This window comes from Streptomyces sp. NPDC046261, assembly GCF_040646235.1.
Classification (GTDB): domain Bacteria; phylum Actinomycetota; class Actinomycetes; order Streptomycetales; family Streptomycetaceae; genus Streptomyces.
Genome location: NZ_JBEYZU010000008.1, coordinates 215,722 through 236,099 on the forward strand (window position 1 = coordinate 215,722; position 20,378 = coordinate 236,099).

Annotated in this window: 18 protein-coding genes and 2 pseudogenes; 12 read left to right on the top strand and 8 right to left on the bottom strand. The window is 71.8% G+C overall.

All coding sequences use genetic code 11. The features are described 5' to 3' along the window. Positions 1 to 39 precede the first annotated feature (39 nt). A complete protein-coding gene (locus ABZ956_RS17555; protein WP_361893725.1) occupies positions 40 to 627 on the bottom strand; it encodes a DUF4232 domain-containing protein in 588 nt (195 codons plus the stop codon). Positions 628 to 799: 172 nt separating this feature from the next. Beyond that, positions 800 to 964, bottom strand: a pseudogene (locus tag ABZ956_RS17560) (alpha/beta hydrolase); the annotation flags it as partial. A gap of 99 nt (positions 965 to 1,063) precedes the next feature. On the opposite strand from ABZ956_RS17560, the pseudogene ABZ956_RS17565 reads away from it, so the two are divergent. From ABZ956_RS17565 to ABZ956_RS17575, 3 genes and pseudogenes are all read left to right on the top strand, one after another. Next, positions 1,064 to 1,183, top strand: a pseudogene (locus tag ABZ956_RS17565) (hypothetical protein); the annotation flags it as partial. Positions 1,184 to 1,302: 119 nt separating this feature from the next. After that, positions 1,303 to 2,607, top strand: a complete 1,305-nt coding sequence (locus ABZ956_RS17570; protein WP_361893923.1) for a hypothetical protein — start codon at positions 1,303 to 1,305, stop codon at positions 2,605 to 2,607. 20 nt (positions 2,608 to 2,627) lie between these two features. After that, on the top strand, positions 2,628 to 2,966 hold the full coding sequence (locus ABZ956_RS17575) for a deoxyxylulose-5-phosphate synthase (protein ID WP_361893728.1): 339 nt from the start codon (positions 2,628 to 2,630) through the stop codon (positions 2,964 to 2,966). Between the two features lie 4 nt (positions 2,967 to 2,970). Here ABZ956_RS17575 and ABZ956_RS17580 read toward each other — a convergent pair whose 3' ends face one another. The 4 genes from ABZ956_RS17580 to ABZ956_RS17595 all read right to left on the bottom strand — a co-directional run bounded on the left by ABZ956_RS17580 (position 2,971) and on the right by ABZ956_RS17595 (position 9,216). Beyond that, positions 2,971 to 3,699 carry an amino acid racemase gene (locus ABZ956_RS17580; RefSeq protein ID WP_361893731.1) on the bottom strand — a complete coding sequence of 243 codons (729 nt, stop codon included), beginning with the start codon at positions 3,697 to 3,699 and terminating at the stop codon, positions 2,971 to 2,973. Positions 3,700 to 3,810: 111 nt separating this feature from the next. Then, positions 3,811 to 6,249, bottom strand: a complete 2,439-nt coding sequence (locus tag ABZ956_RS17585) for a galactose oxidase-like domain-containing protein (RefSeq protein WP_361893734.1) — start codon at positions 6,247 to 6,249, stop codon at positions 3,811 to 3,813. An 82-nt stretch (positions 6,250 to 6,331) separates the two neighbouring features. Beyond that, positions 6,332 to 7,870, bottom strand: coding sequence for a phospholipid carrier-dependent glycosyltransferase (locus ABZ956_RS17590; RefSeq protein ID WP_361893926.1), 1,539 nt, complete (start codon positions 7,868 to 7,870; stop codon positions 6,332 to 6,334). Between the two features lie 89 nt (positions 7,871 to 7,959). Further along, the gene (locus ABZ956_RS17595; RefSeq protein ID WP_361893736.1) at positions 7,960 to 9,216 is read right to left on the bottom strand and encodes a glycosyltransferase; all 1,257 of its coding nucleotides are present in this window, start codon (positions 9,214 to 9,216) and stop codon (positions 7,960 to 7,962) included. Positions 9,217 to 9,538: 322 nt separating this feature from the next. Here ABZ956_RS17595 and ABZ956_RS17600 point away from each other — a divergent pair, with 322 nt between their 5' ends. The 4 genes from ABZ956_RS17600 to ABZ956_RS17615 all read left to right on the top strand — a co-directional run bounded on the left by ABZ956_RS17600 (position 9,539) and on the right by ABZ956_RS17615 (position 12,616). Further along, positions 9,539 to 10,078 (top strand): hypothetical protein, encoded by a 540-nt coding sequence (locus ABZ956_RS17600; RefSeq protein ID WP_361893739.1) that lies wholly within the window; start codon positions 9,539 to 9,541, stop codon positions 10,076 to 10,078. A 79-nt stretch (positions 10,079 to 10,157) separates the two neighbouring features. Further along, positions 10,158 to 10,514 carry a histidine triad nucleotide-binding protein gene (locus tag ABZ956_RS17605; protein WP_361893742.1) on the top strand — a complete coding sequence of 119 codons (357 nt, stop codon included), beginning with the start codon at positions 10,158 to 10,160 and terminating at the stop codon, positions 10,512 to 10,514. Between the two features lie 5 nt (positions 10,515 to 10,519). Beyond that, complete coding sequence (locus ABZ956_RS17610; protein WP_361893745.1) at positions 10,520 to 11,428, top strand: ribonuclease Z; 909 nt, start codon at positions 10,520 to 10,522, stop codon at positions 11,426 to 11,428. A gap of 102 nt (positions 11,429 to 11,530) precedes the next feature. After that, positions 11,531 to 12,616: an S-(hydroxymethyl)mycothiol dehydrogenase gene (locus tag ABZ956_RS17615; RefSeq protein WP_361893747.1), complete on the top strand. Its 1,086-nt coding sequence runs from the start codon at positions 11,531 to 11,533 to the stop codon at positions 12,614 to 12,616. 34 nt (positions 12,617 to 12,650) lie between these two features. Here the strand turns inward: ABZ956_RS17615 and ABZ956_RS17620 are convergent, their stop codons facing one another. After that, positions 12,651 to 13,982 (bottom strand): 6-phospho-beta-glucosidase, encoded by a 1,332-nt coding sequence (locus ABZ956_RS17620; RefSeq protein ID WP_361893750.1) that lies wholly within the window; start codon positions 13,980 to 13,982, stop codon positions 12,651 to 12,653. A gap of 78 nt (positions 13,983 to 14,060) precedes the next feature. Here ABZ956_RS17620 and ABZ956_RS17625 point away from each other — a divergent pair, with 78 nt between their 5' ends. The 5 genes from ABZ956_RS17625 to ABZ956_RS17645 all read left to right on the top strand — a co-directional run bounded on the left by ABZ956_RS17625 (position 14,061) and on the right by ABZ956_RS17645 (position 18,643). Continuing rightward, complete coding sequence (locus tag ABZ956_RS17625) at positions 14,061 to 15,218, top strand: PfkB family carbohydrate kinase (RefSeq protein ID WP_361893753.1); 1,158 nt, start codon at positions 14,061 to 14,063, stop codon at positions 15,216 to 15,218. 106 nt (positions 15,219 to 15,324) lie between these two features. Then, positions 15,325 to 16,326: a PhoH family protein gene (locus ABZ956_RS17630; RefSeq protein ID WP_361893756.1), complete on the top strand. Its 1,002-nt coding sequence runs from the start codon at positions 15,325 to 15,327 to the stop codon at positions 16,324 to 16,326. 14 nt (positions 16,327 to 16,340) lie between these two features. Beyond that, complete coding sequence (gene ybeY, locus ABZ956_RS17635) at positions 16,341 to 16,838, top strand: rRNA maturation RNase YbeY (RefSeq protein WP_229358006.1); 498 nt, start codon at positions 16,341 to 16,343, stop codon at positions 16,836 to 16,838. After that, on the top strand, positions 16,835 to 18,145 hold the full coding sequence (locus tag ABZ956_RS17640; protein ID WP_361893759.1) for a hemolysin family protein: 1,311 nt from the start codon (positions 16,835 to 16,837) through the stop codon (positions 18,143 to 18,145). Before ybeY ends, ABZ956_RS17640 begins: the two co-directional genes overlap by 4 nt. A 51-nt stretch (positions 18,146 to 18,196) precedes the next feature. Beyond that, positions 18,197 to 18,643 carry a DoxX family protein gene (locus ABZ956_RS17645; protein WP_361893762.1) on the top strand — a complete coding sequence of 149 codons (447 nt, stop codon included), beginning with the start codon at positions 18,197 to 18,199 and terminating at the stop codon, positions 18,641 to 18,643. Positions 18,644 to 18,788: 145 nt separating this feature from the next. Here the strand turns inward: ABZ956_RS17645 and ABZ956_RS17650 are convergent, their stop codons facing one another. Continuing rightward, entirely contained in the window at positions 18,789 to 20,246 is a 1,458-nt protein-coding gene (locus tag ABZ956_RS17650; RefSeq protein ID WP_361893764.1) for an MFS transporter, read from the bottom strand. Positions 20,247 to 20,378: the final 132 nt, after the last annotated feature.

The following is a 20,378-nucleotide window of genomic DNA, read 5'->3' on the forward strand; positions in this document are numbered from 1 at the left end:
ATGGCGGACATACGCCAGCCACGAAGTCCGATACTTCGACTACTTCGCCATGATGAAGCGCAGGGCAAAGCCGGGAGCGGTCGTCCAGTAGGTGACGAGCTGGCCGTCGTCCGCGTACAGCGTGTCCACGGGCATGGGGATGTCGATCGGCCCACTCGCGGCGCTGCCGGGCTTGTCGCCCTGAAGGCTGAGGGTGATGCTTTTCGCCTCGTACTCGTCCCTGGCGCCGCCACTGACGAGCAGCGCGGCGTATGCCTTCTCACCCGGGGCGATGGTGACGGGCTTCCCCGGGTCCGGGTCGCTGTCCTTGATCACGGGGGCCGGGGCCTGGGCATCGGCGCCGAGCCGTATGTGGGGGTGGCGGTAGAGGTTGCACGCCTTGTCGCCGACGTTCTTGGCGGTGATGAGGAGGTGCCTGGTCACCTCGCCGTCCTCGGGCTGCCGCACGGCGGAGACCGCGAGGGCGCTCTTGGTGCAGGTGGCGACGGTCTTCGTGCTGCCGCCGGCGCCGCTGCCGTCGGCCGCGCTCGCCTCGTACCCCATGGACGCGAGCAGCGCGGTGACCGTCGTGGCCCCGAGGGCGTAGGACTTCCAGCCCCTGAGGTGGCTCTTGTGATTCTTGCTCATGGTGTCCCCTGTGGTCGGTTGGCCGTACACGGCCAGTGGCAGGCCGAGTCTTCACCAGGAATCACTCTCGGCACGCCTGCCTCGTGAGTCTGTTACTGATCATGTACAGGGAATGGACGATTCCGTCAGATCCGCCAGAAGATCTCAGACGTTGCCGAATGTGACAGGAGGTTCATACGCTCACCGCCCGCGGGAACTCCTCCACCATCGGCCGGAACATCTCCGGCTCGTCGACCCACGGGTAGTGGCCCACCCCGTGCAGCGGGCGCACCACGCCGCGGGGGAAGGAGGCGGCGACCAGTTCGCCCGCGCGCATGCCCGTGACGGCGTCCAGGTCCCGGCCGAGCGCGGCGCGCTCGACCAGGGGACGACCGTACGGCGCGGCCAGGGCTACACCCTGCGCGTCAGCGCCGTCCCCGCCGTACACGAGGAGCTGTTGGCAAACTGGACGCTGGTAGACGGCGACTGGGATCTGGTCGCGAACAAGAGCGGGACGACGCGGCTTGGCTTCAGCCTCTTGCTGAAGTTCTTCGAGCTGGAAGGCCGGTTTCCCGATGTGCTGGAAGAGGTGCCGTCGGCCGCAGTGGAATACGTCGCCGATCTGGTGAAGGTCCCGGCCCCGAATTCGCGAAGTACACGCTGGTCGGCCGGACCGCCGAGTACCACCGCAAGCAGATTCGTGAGGCCCTGGGGTTCCGGCCGTCGACGGTCGCGGACGAGAAGGCGCTGGCCGAGTGGCTGGCCGTGGAGGTCTGTCCAGTCGAGCTGGTGGAGGACCGGCAGCGCGAGGCTCTGCTGGTCGAGTGCCGGGCCCGGAAGATCGAGCCGCCGGGCCGTACCCGGGTCGAGAAGGTACTTGTCGCGGCGCGCGGTAAGTGGGAGAAGACGTTCTGCGCCCGCACGATCGGCCGCCTCGGCGAGGCGGGCACGGCTCGGCTGCTGTCCTTGGTGGCCGAGGACAACGAGGCGGGTACCGCGCTGCTGGCCGCACTCAAGCGGGACCCGGGGGCGGTCGGCCTGGACTCCCTGCTGACGGAGATCACCAAGCTCAACGACGTGCGCAAGCTCGGGCTGCCGGACGGGCTGTTCGCGGACTGCTCGGAGAAGCTGGTGGCCGCCTGGCGGGCGCGGGCGATCAAGATGTACCCCTCGGACTTCCGCGACACGGCGGAGGACGTACGAATCACCTTGCTCGCGGCGCTGTGCTCGTCCCGTCAGGCGGAGATCACCTTCTACGACGCCGGCGATGACGTGCCCATGGATGGCGTGGTGCGCAAGGACTGGCGCGAGGCGGTCGTTGACGACAAGGACAAGGTCGAGCGTATCCCGTACGAGTTGTGCGTCCTGGTCGCGCTCCGGGACGCCGTGCGGCGCCGCGAGATCTACGTCGAGGGCGCCGCACGCTGGCGCAACCCGGAGGACGACCTGCCCGGCGACTTCGAGGCCACCCGCGCCGTGCACTACGCCGCGATCCGCCAGCCGCTGAATCCGCGGGCGTTCATCGCGGACCTGAAGAAGCGCATGACCGCGGGCCTGGGCCAGCTGTCCGGCGCGCTCGCGGACGGCAGCGCGGGCGGGGTGAAGGTCACTACCCGCAAGGGCGAGCCGTGGATCACCGTGCCCAAGCTGGAGCCGCTGGCCGAGCCCACCGGTCTTCAGACCCTCAAGGAGGAGGTCACGCGCCGCTGGGGCGTCCTGGACCTCCTGGACGTGCTGAAGAACGCCGACTTCCTCACCGGCTTCACTGGGGAGTTCTCCTCGGTGGCCGCCTACGAGCGCATCGAGCGTGACGTCCTCCAGCGCCGCCTCCTGCCGGCCCTCTTCGGGTTGGGCACGAACATGGGCATCCGGGCGATCGTGGCGACGGGTGAATATGGCGAGAGCGAGGCAGCGCTGCGGCACGTCCGCCGGTGTCGGCCAGGCGAAGTCCGGCACTTCGGCCAGACAACCCACCTCCCGACCCGACGACAACACCGCTGAAAGGTCAGTAACCTCGCCGCATGCCGCCCGCCAAGACCGCGTTCGTCTGCCTGCCCTGCCGGGCCTCGTACAAGCAGCCCCGCCCCGGCCGGGACAACCGGGTGCGTACCTGCCCCCGGTGCGCCGGGGCGCTGATCCACGTCGGGTCCGCCTTCGCGCCGCCGCGCCGGCGGGACGTCGCCGGCTGGCGGGCGCTGGCGGTGTTGCTGCACGCCGGGGTGCGCTTTCACAAGGACTGCTGCTTCGGTGGCCCGGGCTACCGGCCGCGCACCCTCAGGGAGGTGCGGGAGCGGCTGGCGTACGCCCGGGCCACCGGGGAGCCGTTCGACCGGGCGCTGGTGCGGCCGGAGGTGACGTAGGCGGTCAGGGTGCGAGGGGGCCGCCGCGCCAGGTGGGGAGTGGCGCGCGGCCCACGGCCACGTCGAACGCGGCGGCCGCCAGGAGGCGGGTCGAGTCGAGCGTGGGGAGAGGGGAGACGTCCGGGGTCACCAGGAGGGGGATCTCGGTGCAGACCAGGGCGACCGCGTCGCAGCCGCGGGCGGCCAGGCGGCCGATGACGCGCACGTACTCGCGGCGTGAGCTCTCGGAGAGGATGCCGCTCAGCAACTCCTCGAAGATGACCTCGTTGACGATGCGGCGGTCGTCCGCGTCCGGTACTTCCGCCGCGATGCCGCGGCGGGCCAGCGCCTCGGGGTAGACGGGGCCGTCCATCAGGTACTTCGTACCCAGCACCCCCACCCGTCCGCGGCCCTCGCGTGCTGCCTGGGCGGCTACGACCTCGGCGATGTGCAGGCCCGGCAGGGCGAGGTCCGGGCCGGGGCGTTCGAAGGCCATGTGGGCGGTGTTGTCGGGGCAGACGAAGAAGTCCGCGCCCGCGCGGGCCAGGCGGTCGGCGCTCTCGGAGAGCGTGGCGCGGATCGTGTCGTGGTCGCCCGCGTCCCACGCGGGCATGCTGCGGGCCAGCGCGATGAAGTCGAGGGTGACGTCGGGGTGTTCATGGGGGCCGAGTTCGGCGAAACCCTGCCGGCAGAAGGTGCGGAAGCACAGGGCGGCCCCTTCCGCGCTGTGCGCGAGAATGCCCAGGTGTCTCACGGCGGCTCCAGTGATCGGAAGCGGTCGGAACCCGCATGATCTCACCGTGCGGCCGGGTGCCCCCACGCCCGGACGGGGCGCCGGGGCACCCGGCCGCTCAGTGCTCAGCGCTCAGTCACACGCCCGGCCGTTGCGGTCCGGGTCCAGCTTCAGCGGATCGTCCTTGCCGTTCAGCCGCAGCGCCTTGTAGTCGTGGGCCTTGAGCCATGCGCAGCGGGCCGCCGTCGTCGCCGCGACCGTCTTCGGGAAGACCGTCGGGACGCACACGTTCTCCGCCCCGTAGTGGCGGTCGCAGCCCGCGATCTGCGGGGAGACGGGGTGGGACTTCCTGTCCGGCTCCGGGACGGACGCCTTCGCGTCGTGCCGCACCTTGCCCGCGAAGTCGTGGACCATCGGGGTCGCCAGGGCCTCCGGGCCGCCCAGGTGGACCCAGGAGGCCACCGACGGGACGCCGGCCGCGTCGACGGCGAAGAGCATGTACCAGCCGGGCGGCGCCAGGTTGGGGTTGCTCGTGACGTTGAGGTCGATCGTGGTGCCGTCCGCGCCGACCGTCATCGGCAGGTCGACGAAGCGCTGGTTCGGGTCCGAGGAGTGCGTCACCGCGGCCGGGCGGATCAGCTCGGCCTTGACCACCGGGCGGTCGACCGTCACGCGCTGCGTGCTGGCGTACTGCCACTTGTTGTTCGCCACCGACGTGATCTGCGGCCGCGCGCCCTTGTAGAGGTACGGCGGCGTGTAGATGGAGACGTGGTCGTCGAAGGTGCCGTTGCCGGGGTTGTCGCCGACGGCCATCACGCGGCCGTCGGGCAGCAGGAACGCCGAGGAGTGGTACGTGCGCGGGATCGGGTCCGTGGCCAGGCCGGCCTGGAAGGTGTTGGTCTGCGGGTTGAAGAAGCTCGCCTCGTACACCGGGTCCGCGCGGTCGTGGAGGCCGCCGCCGGTCTCCAGGACCTTGCCGTCGGGCATCAGGACCGCGGAGACGTACATCTTGCCCTGCCCGCCCGTCTGCGGCTTGGGGCCCTGGCCCTGGTCGACCGTGCCCTGCGGCAGCAGCGGTGCGGGCACATAGCGGGGGTTGGGCTGCTTGAGGTCGATGAGGTCCGTGAGGCGGCTCGCCTCCGGGTTGCGGTTGACGTTGCCGCCGCCCATGGTCAACACGCGCTGGTCCTGCGCGGGCGGCAGCAGCACGCTCATCGACTGGTCGCGGTTGTCCTTGTCCTGGAGCCCCGGCACGTCGGTGATCTTGTTGGCGCCGTAGTCATAGACCGACGCGCCCGTGCCCGGCGTGCCGTCGCCGAAGACGTGGCTGCCGGAGTAGAAGAGCCGGCCGTCCTGCATGAGGATCATCGACGGGTACAGGCCCCAGTACGACCAGGTCTGGTTGACCTCGTTGCGCGGCAGCCACTTCTGCTGCGCCTGGGAGAACTTCTCGGCGGTGACGCTGCCGGTCGAGTCCTCCTTGAGGCCGCCGAAGCTGATGACGTCGCCGTTGCCGAGGATCGTCGCCGAGGGGTACCAGTGGCCCTCGTTCATGTCGTTGGTCTTGACGTACTTCTCCGCCGCCGGGTCGAAGATGTAGCTGTCCTTGAAGCCCTCGTAGCCGTGGCTGCCGTCGGCCGCCGGGTATGCCTTGTTGCCGCTCATGATGAGCACGCGGCCGTCGGAGAGCTGCACATGGCCGGCGCAGAACATGTCGACCGGGGTCGGGATCGTCTTCGTGGTGCCGGTCTTCGGGTCGTAGACGGCCGAGGTGAAGGTGCCGGCCTTGAACATGTCGGGATCGTTGCCGGAGCCGGCGACCAGCAGCACCTTGCCGTTGTGCAGGACGACCGAGTGCATGCTGCGCACCGGGTTCTTGAACGGCATGACCGCCCAGGTGCCCTTGGTGCAGGCGTCGCCGGCGGTGCAGGTGTCGCCGACCGCGGGCTGGGTGGCGTCCTGCATGTCGTAGTCGTCGGAGACGACCGTGCCCGTGCCGTGGACGGAGATGCCCCAGGTGATCTGGTCCGTGCCGGGCGGGACGACGGGCGTACGGACGGAGGCGCGCGTGTAACCGGCGCTGACCGGCAGCGTCTTGAGGTCGGTCCAGTACTGCCAGCCGGCCTTCACGTCATGGCGGAAGACGGTGATGGTCGCGTCCGGCGTGGTGCTCTTGTACCAGAGGGAGAGGTCGTACTGATGGGCCGGCGTCACGTTCGGCGCACAGGAGGTGTCCTCGACCATCAGCGCCTTGCGGTCGCCGTCGACGCGGCGCGTGACGGAGACGGACAGCGCCCTGGCTCCGCTGTGCGCCTGGTCGGTCGTGGTGACGGTGAAGTCGTTGTCGCCCCAGCCGGACTTCTCCCAGCAGGTCGGCAGGGAGTCGGCGGACCGTACGGACTCGAAGCCGGGGTTGACGACGAGGTTCGAGCCGGCCTCCGCCGGGCCGGGCGCGGCCAGCAGCAGCCCGAAGGACGCGCCGGCGGCCAGGAGCGACGCCGCGGCCGCCCGGGTGCGTCTGCGGCGTCCGGGGAGACGGGCGCGTCTGCCTGCGGTGACCCTTAATGCCATGCCATCACGTGTCCCTTCGTTGTCGGCGGTGTCGGCGGTGTGTGCCCCGGCGGCGGCCCGGTGGCCGTGGCCCCGGCGCCGGTCACCGGGCGGCGGCGCGGATGCGGCGGATCTCGATCCGGTCCTCGCCCTCGCCGAAGGAGGCCACGGCTTCCGAGTTCTCCAGCGCGGCCTTCACCAGCGGAAGCGTCGAGGCGTCACGGCGGACGGTCGGCGAGGAGACCACGTAGTGCACGTCGCGCCAGCCCCGCGGCATGGTCTTGTTGACCGCGGGGTCGAGGTCGGCCTTGTAGAACCAGACGGCCCCGGTGCCGGGCCGGTAGCCGGCGTGCACGAGGTCGAGCCAGATCCCGTCGTCGGCCAGGACGCGCGTACGGGCCGGGTCGGCGACGTTGTCCCGGTCGCCCAGCCAGGCGGCGGCCGCGCGGTAGGGCGCGTTGGCGTCGACGGTCAGGGCCGCGCGGTTGCCGTCGTACCAGCGCGGTACGACGAGCACGGCGGCCGTCACGGCCAGCAGGGCTACCGCCGACCGGCGCACCGCCTGACGGCGGGGCCCCGGGCCCGGGCGGGCGCGCAGCAGGGCGCCGGCGACGGAGGCGGCCACGCCGGCGAGGGCCAGGGCGAGGAAGGGCAGGACCTGGATGACGTACATCGCCGGCAGATAGCCCGACGGGCGCAGCGCGACCAGCGCGAGGATCACGGCCGCGGCGGCGGGCCCGGCCAGGGCCCGGCCCGTGCGCGACCAGCGGGCGGCGGCGACCAGCAGCACGGCGGCGGCCAGCCCGCACAGCGGCAGGACGCGGTCGTAGTAGAGCCACGAGTGCAGCACGCCGTGCGAGCCGGAGCCGGGGTCGAGCATGAACCCGGAACCGGGGCGGCTCATCTGGTACCTGATGCCGTCGATCAGGGAGACGTGCCCGGGGCCGGGGAAGAGCTCGTGGTTGAGCAGGGCGAACAGCGGATAGGCCAGCCCGATCAGGACGCAGGCGGTCACCGCGCCCGTCACGGCGAACTTGCGGGTGTCGCGGTGGCTGTGCCGCCACATGGTCAGCAGCAGGGCGGGCAGGATGACGAGCATCGTCTCCTTGGACAGCACGGCGACCGCCGCCGCCAGCCCGGCCCCGAAGTGGTGCCACAGGTGGCGGCGGGGGGAGGCGGCCAGGCAGAAGGCCAGCAGGATCCACATCACGGCGATGTTGTCGAGGAAGATCTCCCGCTGTAGGACCACCGCCAGCGGGGAGAGCCCGAACAGGGCCATGGCCAGGCCCGCCGCCCACCGTCGCAGCCCCAGCCGCCGCCCCAGCACGTACACCAGCACCGCGCTGACGGCCGAGATCAGCAGCATCGCGCAGCGCATCGGGGCGACCGACATCGTGTCGGGGGACAGGGCCGCCGGTATCCAGGTGACCAGGGCTATCTGGATCCAGCCCAGCGGCGGGTGGTCGTACCAGTAGGTGTAGTGGGCCAGGCCCCTGCCCTCCTGGACGGCCCAGGCCTGGGCGAGGTAGGTGCCCTCGTCGTCGCCGATCGCCGGGAAGCCGGTGATGTTCCAGCCCTGCACCAGCATGATCGCCGCCAGCAGGACCCCGCACGTCAGCAGGTCGGGGCGCGAATCCCGCAGGCGCGGGACGGGTCTGAGGGGGCCGGGGGCCGTGGCGGGGGGCCGCGGCGCGGCGGGCGGTGCCGCCTGGGCGGTGGGGAGTGTCGCGGTCACGAAGTGACGTCCTCTCGGGTGAGGTGCGCGCCGACGTGTCGGGTGAGCTCCCAGTCGCTGCGGCCCCGCTGCTCCCGCCAGACCGCGCGCACCGCGGCCCCGGCGAGCATGAGCTGGTAGAAGGGGCCGCCGAGGATGAGCTTGAGGTAGTGGACGAAGCGCACGCGCAGGCCGTACTGCGTGCCGAAGTCGTGCAGCCCGACGATCTCGAACATGAAGGTGACCAGCATGGTGACGGCCGGCAGGAAGGTCACCACGGCGACGCCGGCGGGGACGTCGAGGAAGAGCGCTATGGCGATGTTCAGCGGGATGATCAGGCCGGTGAACGCCTGGAAGAAGGGCGTCATCAGGGTGTAGCGGGCGAGCATGCGCTGGGCGACGGTGGGCAGTTGCCGCCAGTCCTTCTTGCGGTAGACCTGAAGGAATCCCTGGTTCCAGCGGGTGCGCTGCTTGAGCAGGCTCATCAGGGAGCCGGGGGTCTCCTCGCGGGTGACCATCTCCGAGTCGTAGGCGACGACGACGCGCTTGCCCCGGCTGGAGAGCCGCACGCCCAGGTCGCAGTCCTCGGCCAGGCACTCCGGGTCCCAGCCGTCGGCCTCGCGCAGCACGTCGGTGCGGACGAAGACGGTGTTGCCGCCCAGCGGGATGAAACCTTTCTCCGCGTGCAGGTGGAGGCGGCTGCGGAACCAGAAGAAGTACTCCAGGCAGTTGCGCAGGCTGTACCAGCTGGAGTGGAAGTTGATCAGCTGGACGCCGCCCTGCACCACGTCCGCGCCGGTCGCCCGGAAGGCGTGGTCGACGTGGGTGAGCAGCGCGGGGTGGACCTGGTCCTCGGCGTCGAAGACGCCGACGACCTCGCCCCGGCAGTGGGGGAGCGCGGTGTTGAGCGCCTTGGGCTTGTTCTTCTTCTCGTGGACGTCGACGATCACCCGCACCCGGTCCGGGTCGGTGGCCGCCACCTTCTCGGCGACCTCGGCGGTCTCCGGGTCGTCGTGGCCGACGATGACGAGGACCTCGAAGCTGCGGTGCGTGGACCTCAGCAGCCGGGTGACGGTGTGCTCCAGCACCGCCTGTTCGTGCCGGGCGGGCACCAGGAGCGAGAAGGACAGGGCGCCTTCGTCGCCGGCCGGCTCGAAGCGGGTGCCCGCGAGGGTCTCGGGGGTGCGCCAGGCGTGCATCTGCCACCACAGCGTGAAGGCCGCCATCCAGAAGAGGGCGAGCGAGACCGTACAGACGACGACGGAAGCGAGCAAAGAAGTCCCCCCTGAAAAGCGCCACGAAAGCGCCGTGGCATCGCTTGGATCTTCCCCCGCACGCGACTCCCCAGTGCGCGTGTGTGTCTCCCTGCGGGAGAGAGTAAGGGGGGAAGGTGAAACTCGGGTGCGGAAACGGTAAATCCTGTGTTTCCGAGGGAACTCGTCCTTGATCCCGTCATGTTGGCACAGACCATTGCGGCTCATGGACGGCCAGACGGCCGGGGCGATGGCCGACGGAGTGTCAGCTCATGGCCCACAGGCGTTCTTCCGCACGGGACGGACCGGTGGCAGACTCGCCGCTATGGGTGCGTTGGGGCGCATGCGTGGCCTTTCCCTTGCCGGCCCCCGGGTGCGGTACGCGGCGGGCGCCGCGGCCCTCGCCGGCGTGGCGGTCATGGCGCTCGCCGGCTGCGAACCGGCCGGCGGGCTCGACGCGGCGGCCGTCGCCGTCACCACACAGCGGCAGGCCAGTGGCGCGCTCGACCGCGAGGGCGTCAAGGTGGCCTGGCTGAAGTGCACCGGCAAGGCCGAGGGCGGCGGCAAGGACGCGGGCGGCGGCAAGGACGCGGGCGGCGCCACCCAGCCGGTCTACGCCGTCGGCGTCGACTGCGAGGGGCGCACCGAGAGCGGCAAGAAGATCATCGTCTTCGGCCGGGTCACCGGCGCCAGCGGCCAGGAGTGCGTCCGCGGCCTGCTGACCGCCAAGGTCGACGGGAGGACGGTCTTCTCCGTGAGTGTCCTGGGCGACTGCTCGCACACCGGCGCCGGAACGCCCCCGAAACCGCCGTCGAAGCCCACCTCCTCCGCCGACTGCACCGACGGGCCCGGCGATCACGGCCACCACCAGCAGGGCAAGTAGCCGGGAGGGTCGCCGCGGTCGTCCCGACGGACCGGTAACATCCGGACCGTAGGAGCCGACGACCCGGGAGGAGCCACCGGTGGCGGGAGAACCGCAGGCCGACTGCCTGTTCTGCAAGATCGCGGCAGGGGAGGTGCCCGCGACGGTCGTCAAGGAGACCGAGACGACCCTCGCGTTCCGCGACATCAACCCCCAGGCGCCCGTGCACTGCCTGGTGATCCCCAAGGTGCACTACCCCGACGCCGCCTCCCTCGCGGCCGCCGAGCCGCGGATCGCCGCCGACGTGCTGCGCGAGGCCGGCGAGGTCGCCCTGCAGGAGAACGGGGACAAGGGCTTCCGCATCGTCTTCAACACCGGCGCCGGCGCCGGGCAGACCGTCTTCCACGCCCACGCCCACGTCCTCGGCGGCCGCGGCTTCAACTGGCCGCCCGGCTGAGCCGTATGTCCGTACGCGAACTCGTCGTCCTCGGCACCGCCAGCCAGGTGCCCACCCGGCACCGCAACCACAACGGCTACGTCCTGCTCTGGGACGGCGAGGGCCTGCTCTTCGACCCCGGAGAGGGCACCCAGCGGCAGATGCTGCGCGCCGGGGTGGCCGCCCACGACCTCAACCGGATCTGCGTCACCCACTTCCATGGTGACCACTCCCTCGGCCTGGCCGGGGTGATCCAGCGCATCAACCTCGACCGGGTGCCGCACCGGGTCACCGCGCACTATCCGGCCAGCGGCCAGCGCTTCTTCGAACGGCTGCGGTACGCCACGGCCTACCGGGAGACGGTGAAGCTGGTGCAGGAGCCGGTGGCCGGCACCGGCGCGGTCCTCGCCGACAGCGGCACGTTCCTGCTGGAGGCCCGCAGGCTCTCGCATCCCGTCGAGTCCTACGGCTACCGCCTGACCGAGCCCGACGGCCGTCGCATGCTGCCCGAGCGGCTGGCCGCGCACGGCATCAGCGGGCCGGACGTCGGCCGGCTCCAGCGCGAGGGCGCCGTCGGCGGCGTCACCCTGGACGAGGTGAGCGAGGTCCGGCGCGGGCAGCGCTTCGCGTTCGTCATGGACACCCGGCTGTGCGAGGGCGTCCACGCCCTCGCCGAGGGCTGCGACATGCTCGTCATCGAGTCGACGTTCCTCGACGAGGACGAGGCCCTCGCCACCGAGCACGGCCATCTGACGGCGGGCCAGGCCGGCCGGGTCGCGGCCGAGGCGGGCGTACGGCACCTGGTGCTCACGCACTTCTCGCAGCGCTACGACGACCCCGTCGTCTTCGAGCGGCAGGCCCGCGCGGCCGGCTTCGACGGCGAGCTGACCGTCGCCCGGGACCTGATGCGCGTACCGCTGCCGAAACGGCGCTGAGCCGTCCGCGACCCGGGGACGACCGTGCCGAAGATCGTCGGTGGCACCCCCGGGGCGTACCGTGGGGGAAGACCAGCGACACGAAGGGCGGGGCGCGACATCATGGCGCAGGAAGTACGCGGAGTCATCGCACCGGGGAAGAACGAACCGGTCCGGGTGGAGACCATCCTCGTGCCGGACCCGGGACCGGGCGAGGCCGTGGTGAAGGTCCAGGCGTGCGGCGTCTGCCACACCGACCTGCACTACAAGCAGGGCGGCATCAACGACGACTTCCCCTTCCTCCTCGGCCACGAGGCGGCGGGCATCGTCGAGGCCGTCGGCGAGGGCGTGAGCGAGGTGGCCCCCGGCGACTTCGTCATCCTCAACTGGCGGGCCGTCTGCGGCCAGTGCCGGTCCTGCCTGCGCGGCCGGCCGCAGTACTGCTTCAACACCCACAACGCCCGGCAGAAGATGACGCTCGCCGACGGCACGGAGCTCTCGCCGGCGCTCGGCATCGGCGCGTTCGCCGAGAAGACGCTCGTCGCGGCCGGCCAGTGCACCAAGGTCGACCCCGGCGTCTCCCCGGCGGTGGCGGGGCTGCTCGGCTGCGGGGTCATGGCGGGCATCGGTGCCGCGATCAACACCGGCCAGGTCGGGCGCGGCGACTCGGTCGCCGTCATCGGCTGCGGGGGCGTCGGCGACGCGGCCATCGCCGGTTCCCGGCTCGCCGGCGCGGCACGGATCATCGCCGTCGACATCGACGACCGCAAGCTCGAGACCGCCCTGCGCATGGGCGCCACCCACACCGTCAACTCCCGCCTCACCGACCCCGTCGAGGCCATTCGCGAGCTGACCGGCGGCTTCGGCGCGGACGTCGTCATCGAGGCGGTCGGCCGCCCCGAGACGTACGAGCAGGCGTTCTACGCCCGCGACCTGGCCGGCACGGTCGTCCTGGTGGGCGTGCCCACCCCGGACATGAAGCTGGAGCTGCCGCTCCTGGACGTCTTCGGCCGCGGCGGCGCCCTCAAGTCCTCCTGGTACGGCGACTGCCTGCCCTCGCGCGACTTCCCCATGCTCATCGACCTGCACCAGCAGGGACGGCTCGACCTCGGCACGTTCGTCACGGAGACCATCGGCCTGGGCGACGTGGAGAAGGCGTTCGAGCGCATGCACGCGGGCGACGTGCTGCGCTCGGTGGTCGTCTTCTGACCCCGCCGCCCGGCGGGCGCGCGCCCGCCGGGCGTCAGCGGCGCGCCTGCCGGGCCCGGGCGAGGATGCGGGCGGCCACGGCGGGGGAGTCGACCAGCGGATGCAGCGCCAGCGCGCGCAGCGCCGCGTCGCGGTCCTCGTGGACGGCCGCCTCGATCGTGGCCCGCTCGACGGCCTTGAGCTGCAGCATCAGCCCCAGCTGGTCCTCGCGCAGGGGGGCGCACGGCAGTGGGCGCGCGCCCTTGGCGTCCACTACGCACACCGTCTCGATGATGGCGTCGGCGCTCAGCGCCGGCACCGTCGAGCCGTTGCGGACGTTGAGGATGAGCCGCGCGCCCTCGTTGGCGGCCACCCCGCGCATGAACGCCAGCGCCACCCGTTCGTAGCCGCCGCCGTCCAGGTCGCAGCTGTCGCGCTGCCAGCCGCCGGACGCGGCCCGGCTCGCGGCGCCGTAGGTCTCCTCGCGCTGCAGCCGGGTCCGCTCCCACAGTTCGTGCGCGCGGTGCGGCGCGGCCGCCGCCTCGGTGAAGAAGTCGTTCTGCTGCTGGTCGAGGAACTCCCCGCGCGTCTCCGCGGCCTCCTGCACCGAGCGGAGCGTCTCGCGGCGGAAGTAGTAATAGTGCAGGTACTCGTTGGGCAGCGCGCCCAGGGCCCGCAGCCACTCACCGCCGAAGAGCTTGCCCTCCTCGAGCGTGCGCAGCGCCGCGTCGTCCCGCAGCAGGCCCGGCAGCAGATCCTCGCCGTCCAGCGTCAAGGAGCGCAGCCACCCCAGGTGATTGAGGCCCACGTAGTCGTAGCTCACTCTTTCCGGGTCGGCGTGCACCGCCTGCGCGGCCCGCCGCGCCAGGCCCACCGGCGAGTCACAGATGCCGATCACCCGTTCGCCCAGCACCGCGGACATCGCCTCGGTCACCATCCCCGCGGGGTTGGTGAAGTTGATGACGTACGCCCGGGGCGCGATCGCCGCGACCCGCTCCGCGATCTCGATGGCGACCAGCACCGTACGGAGCCCGTACAGCACCCCGCCCGCGCCGACCGTCTCCTGCCCCAACACGCCCTCGCTGAGCGGGATCCGCTCGTCCAGCACGCGCCCGGCGGTGCCGCCCACCCGGATCGCGGAGAAGACGAAGTCGGTGCCCTCCAGGGCCTGGTCCAGATCGTCGGCGATCCGCACCGCCGGGGCGCCCGACACCCCGGCGGCCTGGGCGGCCAGCACCGACGCGATGACCCTCAACCGCTTGGTATCGGTGTCGTACAGCACGAGTTCCGTACAGCGCCCCGGCGCGTCGCGCCGGGCGTCGTCCAACAGGGCCCGGTGCACGAGAGGCACGCGAAAGCCGCCGCCGCCGAGAATCGTCAGCCTCATAGCCCGGAACGTACCGCAGGATCGGGCAGACTGTCCGGACCCGCACCCGTGCACCCCTGAGAGGAGCAACGAGCGAGCATGTCGGTCTCTTCGTCGCACGTGACACCGCAGGCAGGCCGCCAGGGCGAGGGCATCGGGGACGAGCGGTTCGAGGGCGCGGCACCGGTCCTCGACCCCCTCGCCGAGGTACGCCGCGAGGGCGACCCGGCGACCGACGTCTATCTGACCGGGCCGGTCTTCCTCGACATCATCTTCACCGGCCTGGACTCGGCGCCCGTGCGCGGCACCGAGTCCTGGGCGCGCGGCATGGGCTCCAGCCCCGGCGGCATCGCCAACATGGCCACCGCCCTGGCCCGGCTGGGCCTGCGCACCTCGCTGGCCGCGGCCTTCGGCGACGACATGTACGGCGAGTACTGCTGGGAGGCGCTCTCGCGCGGCGAGGGCATCGACCTGAGCCTGTCGCGCACCGTGCCCGGCTGGCACTCCCCGGTCACCGTCTCCATGGCCTACGAGGGCGAGCGGACGATGGTCTCCCACGGGCACGAGGCCCCGCCCCCGGAGGAGCCCGCCCCCGAGTGCCCGCCCCCCGCCCGCGCCTGCGTGGCCCTGCTCGTACCGGGCCGCCAGGAGGAGTGGATCGGACGCGCGGCCCGCCGGGGCAGCCGGGTCTTCGCCGACGTCGGCTGGGACGACACCGGCCGCTGGGACCCCGCCGACCTGGCCGACCTCGAACACTGCGAGGCGTTCCTGCCCAACGCCGAGGAGGCCATGCGCTACACCCGCACCGACTGCCCCCGCGCCGCCGCCCGCGCGCTGGCGGACAAGGTGCCGCTGGCCGTGGTGACGATGGGGGAGCGGGGCGCCTACGCCGTCGACGGGCGCACGGGCGAGAGCGCCGAGGTCCCCGCCATCGTCGTCGAGGCGCTCGACCCGACGGGCGCCGGGGACGTCTTCGTGGCCGGCTTCGTCACCGGCACCCTCGCCGGCTGGCCGCTCGCGGACCGGCTCGCCTTCGCCGGGCTGACCTCGGCCCTGTCCGTGCAGGAATTCGGGGGCTCGCTCTCCGCCCCCGGCTGGGTGGAGATCGCCGCCTGGTGGCAGCACGTGAAGTCCTTCGACGACCAGTCCCGGGCCACCCTGCGCCGCTACGCCTTCCTCGACGGCCTGCTGCCCGCCGCCTGCCGCCCCTGGCCGCTGCGCCGGGCCGTGCCCACGCTGGGATTCCGCCGTCCGTAAAAGCCTTCGGGCTCACGGGGGCACCGTCGTACCCTTGGTATTCCAAGGTTCTTCGGACGCAGGAACGCAGGAAAGAAGGGGATGAGCAGGCCTTCAGAGCCGGCCCATGACTCAGACACCCACACGACCGCAGGCGACCACCCGGTTCACCGTCCCGGCCAAGCACCCCATGGTGACGGTCCTGGGCTCCGGGGACGCGCTCCTGCGGGTCATCGAGAACGCCTTCCCCTCCACGGACATCCACGTACGGGGAAATGAAGTCAGCGCGACGGGCGACGAGCGGGAAGTGGCCCTCGTCCAGCGCCTCTTCGCCGAAATGATGCTGGTGCTCCGCACGGGGGCGCCGATGACGGAGGACGCGGTGGAACGCTCGATCGCCATGCTCAAGGACGAGGAGAAGGGGGCCGAGACCCAGACCCCCGCCGAGGTCCTCACCCAGAACATCCTCTCCAACCGCGGCCGCACCATCCGCCCCAAGACGCTGAACCAGAAGCGCTACGTCGACGCGATCGACAAGCACACGGTCGTCTTCGGCATCGGCCCCGCCGGCACCGGCAAGACCTACCTGGCCATGGCCAAGGCCGTCCAGGCCCTGCAGTCCAAGCAGGTCAACCGCATCATCCTGACCCGGCCCGCCGTCGAGGCCGGCGAGCGGCTCGGCTTCCTGCCCGGCACGCTCTACGAGAAGATCGACCCGTATCTGCGGCCGCTCTACGACGCGCTGCACGACATGCTCGACCCCGACTCCATCCCGCGCCTGATGGCCGCCGGCACGATCGAGGTCGCGCCGTTGGCCTACATGCGCGGCCGGACGCTCAACGACGCGTTCATCATCCTCGACGAGGCACAGAACACCAGCCCCGAGCAGATGAAGATGTTCCTCACCCGGCTCGGCTTCGACTCCAAGATCGTGATCACGGGCGACGTCACCCAGATCGACCTGCCCGGCGGCACCAAGAGCGGCCTGCGCCAGGTGCGGGAGATCCTCGAGGGCGTCCAGGACGTCCACTTCTCCATGCTCACCAGCCAGGATGTGGTCCGGCACAAGCTGGTCGGCCGTATTGTCGACGCGTACGAGCAGTACGACAGCCGCAGCAACGGAAAGTAAACCTCGGTAACACCATGTCAATCGACGTCAACAACGAATCCGGCACGGAGGTCGACGAGCAGGCGATCCTCGATGTCGCCCGCTACGCCCTCACCCGGATGCGTATCCACCCGCTCTCCGAACTCTCGGTCATCGTTGTCGACGCCGATGCCATGGAGCAGCTCCACATCCAGTGGATGGACCTCCCCGGCCCCACCGACGTGATGTCCTTCCCCATGGACGAGCTGCGCCCGCCGGCCAAGGACGACGACGAGCCGCCGCAGGGCCTCCTCGGCGACATCGTCCTGTGCCCCGAGGTCGCCAAGAAGCAGGGAGAGGAGGCCCCGACCGGGCACTCCATGGACGAGGAGCTCCAGCTCCTGACCGTCCACGGCGTCCTCCACCTCCTCGGCTACGACCACGAGGAGCCCGACGAGAAGGCCGAGATGTTCGGCCTCCAGGCGGCGATCATCGACGGCTGGCGCGCCGAGCGCGGCATCGAAGGGCCCTCCCCGGCTCCCACGTTCACGTGACCGGCCGGCTGATCGCCGCGGCGGTCCTGCTGCTCGTCGTCGCCTGGCTCGCCGCCTGCGCCGAGGCCGGCCTCGCCCGGACCACCCGGTTCCGGGCCGAGGAGGCCGCACGGGCGGGGCGGCGCGGCAGCGCCCGGCTGATGGCCGTCGCGTCCGACCCCACCCGCTACCTCAACCTGGCGCTGCTGGTGCGCGTCGCCTGCGAGATGGCGGCGGGCGTCTTCGTCACCTACGTCTGCCTGGAGGAGTTCGACTCCACCTGGCAGGCGCTGACGGTCGCCGTCGCCGTGATGGTCCTCGTCTCGTACGTGGCCGTCGGCGTCTCCCCGCGCACCATCGGCCGGCAGCACCCGCTGGGCACCGCCACCGCGGCGGCGCACGTCCTGCTGCCACTCGCCCGGATCATGGGCCCGGTGCCCCGGCTGCTGATCCTCCTCGGCAACGCCCTCACCCCCGGCAAGGGCTTCCGCATGGGCCCCTTCGCCTCCGAGGCGGAGCTGCGGGCCATGGTCGACCTGGCGGAGAAGGAATCACTGATCGAGGACGAGGAGCGCCGCATGGTGCACTCCGTCTTCGAGCTCGGCGACACCCTCGTCCGCGAGGTGATGGTGCCCCGGACGGACCTCGTCGTCATAGAGCGCGGCAAGACCATCCGCCAGGCCCTCACCCTCGCCCTGCGCTCCGGCTTCTCCCGCATCCCGGTGACCGGCGAGAACGAGGACGACGTGGTGGGCATCGTCTACCTCAAGGACCTCGTCCGTAAGACGCACATCAGCCGGGACGCCGAGTCCGAGCTGGTCTCGACGGCCATGCGGCCGGCGGTCTTCGTCCCCGACACCAAGAACGCCGGCGACCTGCTGCGCGAGATGCAGCAGCAGCGCAACCACTGCGCCGTCGTCATCGACGAGTACGGCGGCACCGCCGGCATCGTCACGATCGAGGACATCCTGGAGGAGATCGTCGGCGAGATCACCGACGAGTACGACCGTGAGCTGCCGCCCGTCGAGGAGCTCGGCGGCGGCCGCTACCGCGTCACGGCCCGCCTCGACATCGGCGACCTGGGCGAGCTGTACGGCCTGGAGGAGTTCGACGACGAGGACGTGGAGACCGTCGGCGGCCTGCTCGCCAAGTTCCTGGGCCGGGTGCCGATCGCCGGCGCCACCGCCGACGTCGAGCTCACCGAGCACGGCAAGGACCCGGACCTGACGGCCCTGCGGCTGACCGCGGAGGCGGCCGCCGGGCGCCGCAACCGCATCGTCACCGTGCTGGTCGAGCCGGTGCGGGGGCGGGACGACCCGGCGGAGTGAATGTCCCCGGCGCCGGGGTTCCCCCCGGCGCCGGCCGGGAACACAGGCCAGGTGGCAGTAGTCAGAAGGATCGCCCGTCCCCTGCTGGCCTCGGCGTTCGTCAGTAGCGGCCTGCGGACCGTCCAGCACCCCGAGACCCTGGCCGCCACCGCCGCGCCCGTGGCCCTCGCCATCGCCGAGCGGGTGCCGGGGCTGCCGCGGGACGCCCGGGCGCTGGTGCGTCTGAACGGCGCGGTGCACCTGGGCGCCGGCGGCCTGCTGGCCCTCGGCATCCTGCCCCGCACGTGCGCCCTGGCGCTGGCGGCCAGCCTGGTGCCGACGACGCTGGCGGGGCACGCGTACTGGGCGGAGGAGGACCCGGCCAAGCGGATGCAGCACCGGGTGGCCTTTTTCAGCAACATGTCGATCCTGGGCGGACTGCTGATCGCTGCCGCCGATACGGGTGGCCGGCCGTCGTGGGGGTACCGGTGCGGTCGGGTGCGGCGCCGTCGCGGCTGAGCCGAGGGCTTCTTTCCCCTCCCCGCCCTTTCACCGTTTCTTGTCCTCAATCGCCGGACGGGCTGGATTTCCAGCCCGTCCGGCGATTGAGGACCGGGGTCTGGGGCGGAGCCCCGGTTTCGGGAAGGGGCGGGTAGGGGAAAAGTCAGCGCCCCGCATGCGTACGCCGCAGGCCCACTGCCACCAGGACCGCCACCGCCGCCACGACCGCGGCGTCCACGCCCAGGCCCAGCTTGATTCCCCCCAGCGTCGCCGACGCGAAGTCGGCCCCCGCCTCGCGCCGCGCCGCGATGTGCGCCGACGCCAGAGCGCTCAGCAGCGGGATGCCGACTGTGATGCCCACCTGCTGCGAGCTGGTCACCAGGCCCGTGGCCAGGCCCTGCTCCCCGTCCGGCAGCCCCGACGTGGCCGTCACGCCGTACGCCACGATCGCCCACAGGTGACCGACGCTGCCCAGCGACGCGGCCACCAGGGCCAGCCAGGCGCCCGAGGTCGTGCCCAGGCCCAGCAGGGCCGCCGTGAAGCCGGCCTGCACCAGCAGGCCCGCCACCAGCGTGGTGCGGGAACCGAAGCGGGCGATGATCCTGGGGGCGGCTATGCCGGAGAGGGCCGCGAAGACGCCCAGCACACCGAAGACCAGGCCGGTGCGGACCGCCGACAGCTCCAGCACCTCCTGCAGGTACAGGGTGAGGAGGAAGATGACCGAGGTCATCATCGCGAAGGTGGTCAGCCCCGCCAGGTTCCCCCAGGCCACCGTCCGCCGCCGCAGCATCGGCAGCGACACCAGCGGCTCGGCGGCCCGGGACTCCACCACCACGAAGGCCACGAGCAGCACCACTCCGGCGATCAGCGTGAGAAGGACGTCCACGCCGCCGAAGCCGCGCTGCGCCGCCGTCGACAGCGCGTAGATCAGCGCCAGCAGGCCGCCGGTCACCGTCACCGCGCCCGGCACGTCCAGGCGCGGCCGGCCCTCGCGCCGGGACTCCGTCAGCAGCCCGGGCGCCGCCAGCAGCACGCCCACGCCCGCCACCGCGAGCAGCCCCATCGTCGAGCGCCAGCCCAGCGCGTCGGTCATCACGCCGCCGAGCACCATGCCGATGGTGAAGCCCAGGGACATCAGCGTGCTGCTGATGCCCAGCGCCCGCTCGCGCTGCGGGCCCTCGGCGAAGGTCGTGGTCAGCAGCGACATCCCGGTCGGCACGATCACGGCCGCGCCCAGCCCCTGCAGCGCCCGCCCGGCCAGGAAGGACGCCGGGTCCCAGGCGAGCGTGGCGAGCACGGAGGCCACCGTGAACAGCGCCAGCCCGGTCAGGAACAGCTTCCGCCGCCCGTAGAGGTCCGCGATCCGGCCGAAGAACAGCAGGAAGCCGCCCGACGGCAGGGCGAAGGCCGTGACCGCCCACTGCAGGTCGGCCTGGCCCATGCCCAGGTCGTCCCCGAGGACGGGCAGGGCGACGTTGAGGATGGAGAAGTCGAGCGCGACGATGAACTGCGCGGCGCACAGCACCAGCAGGATCAGCTTCGCGCGGGTGGTCATTCGGGGGCGGGCCGGGGCCGCCGAGGTGTCGGGCCCGGATGTACGGGGCAGGGAGTCGATCGCCATGTGACCACCCTCGGGTTCCCGGAATACCCGTGGGGAGAGGGCGCTTATGGTGGTGGTCGCACCACCAGGCAGGGGAACGGCCCAGGTGAGGCACGTGAGGGGGGAAAGGTGACCGTGGCACCGCACGAGGGC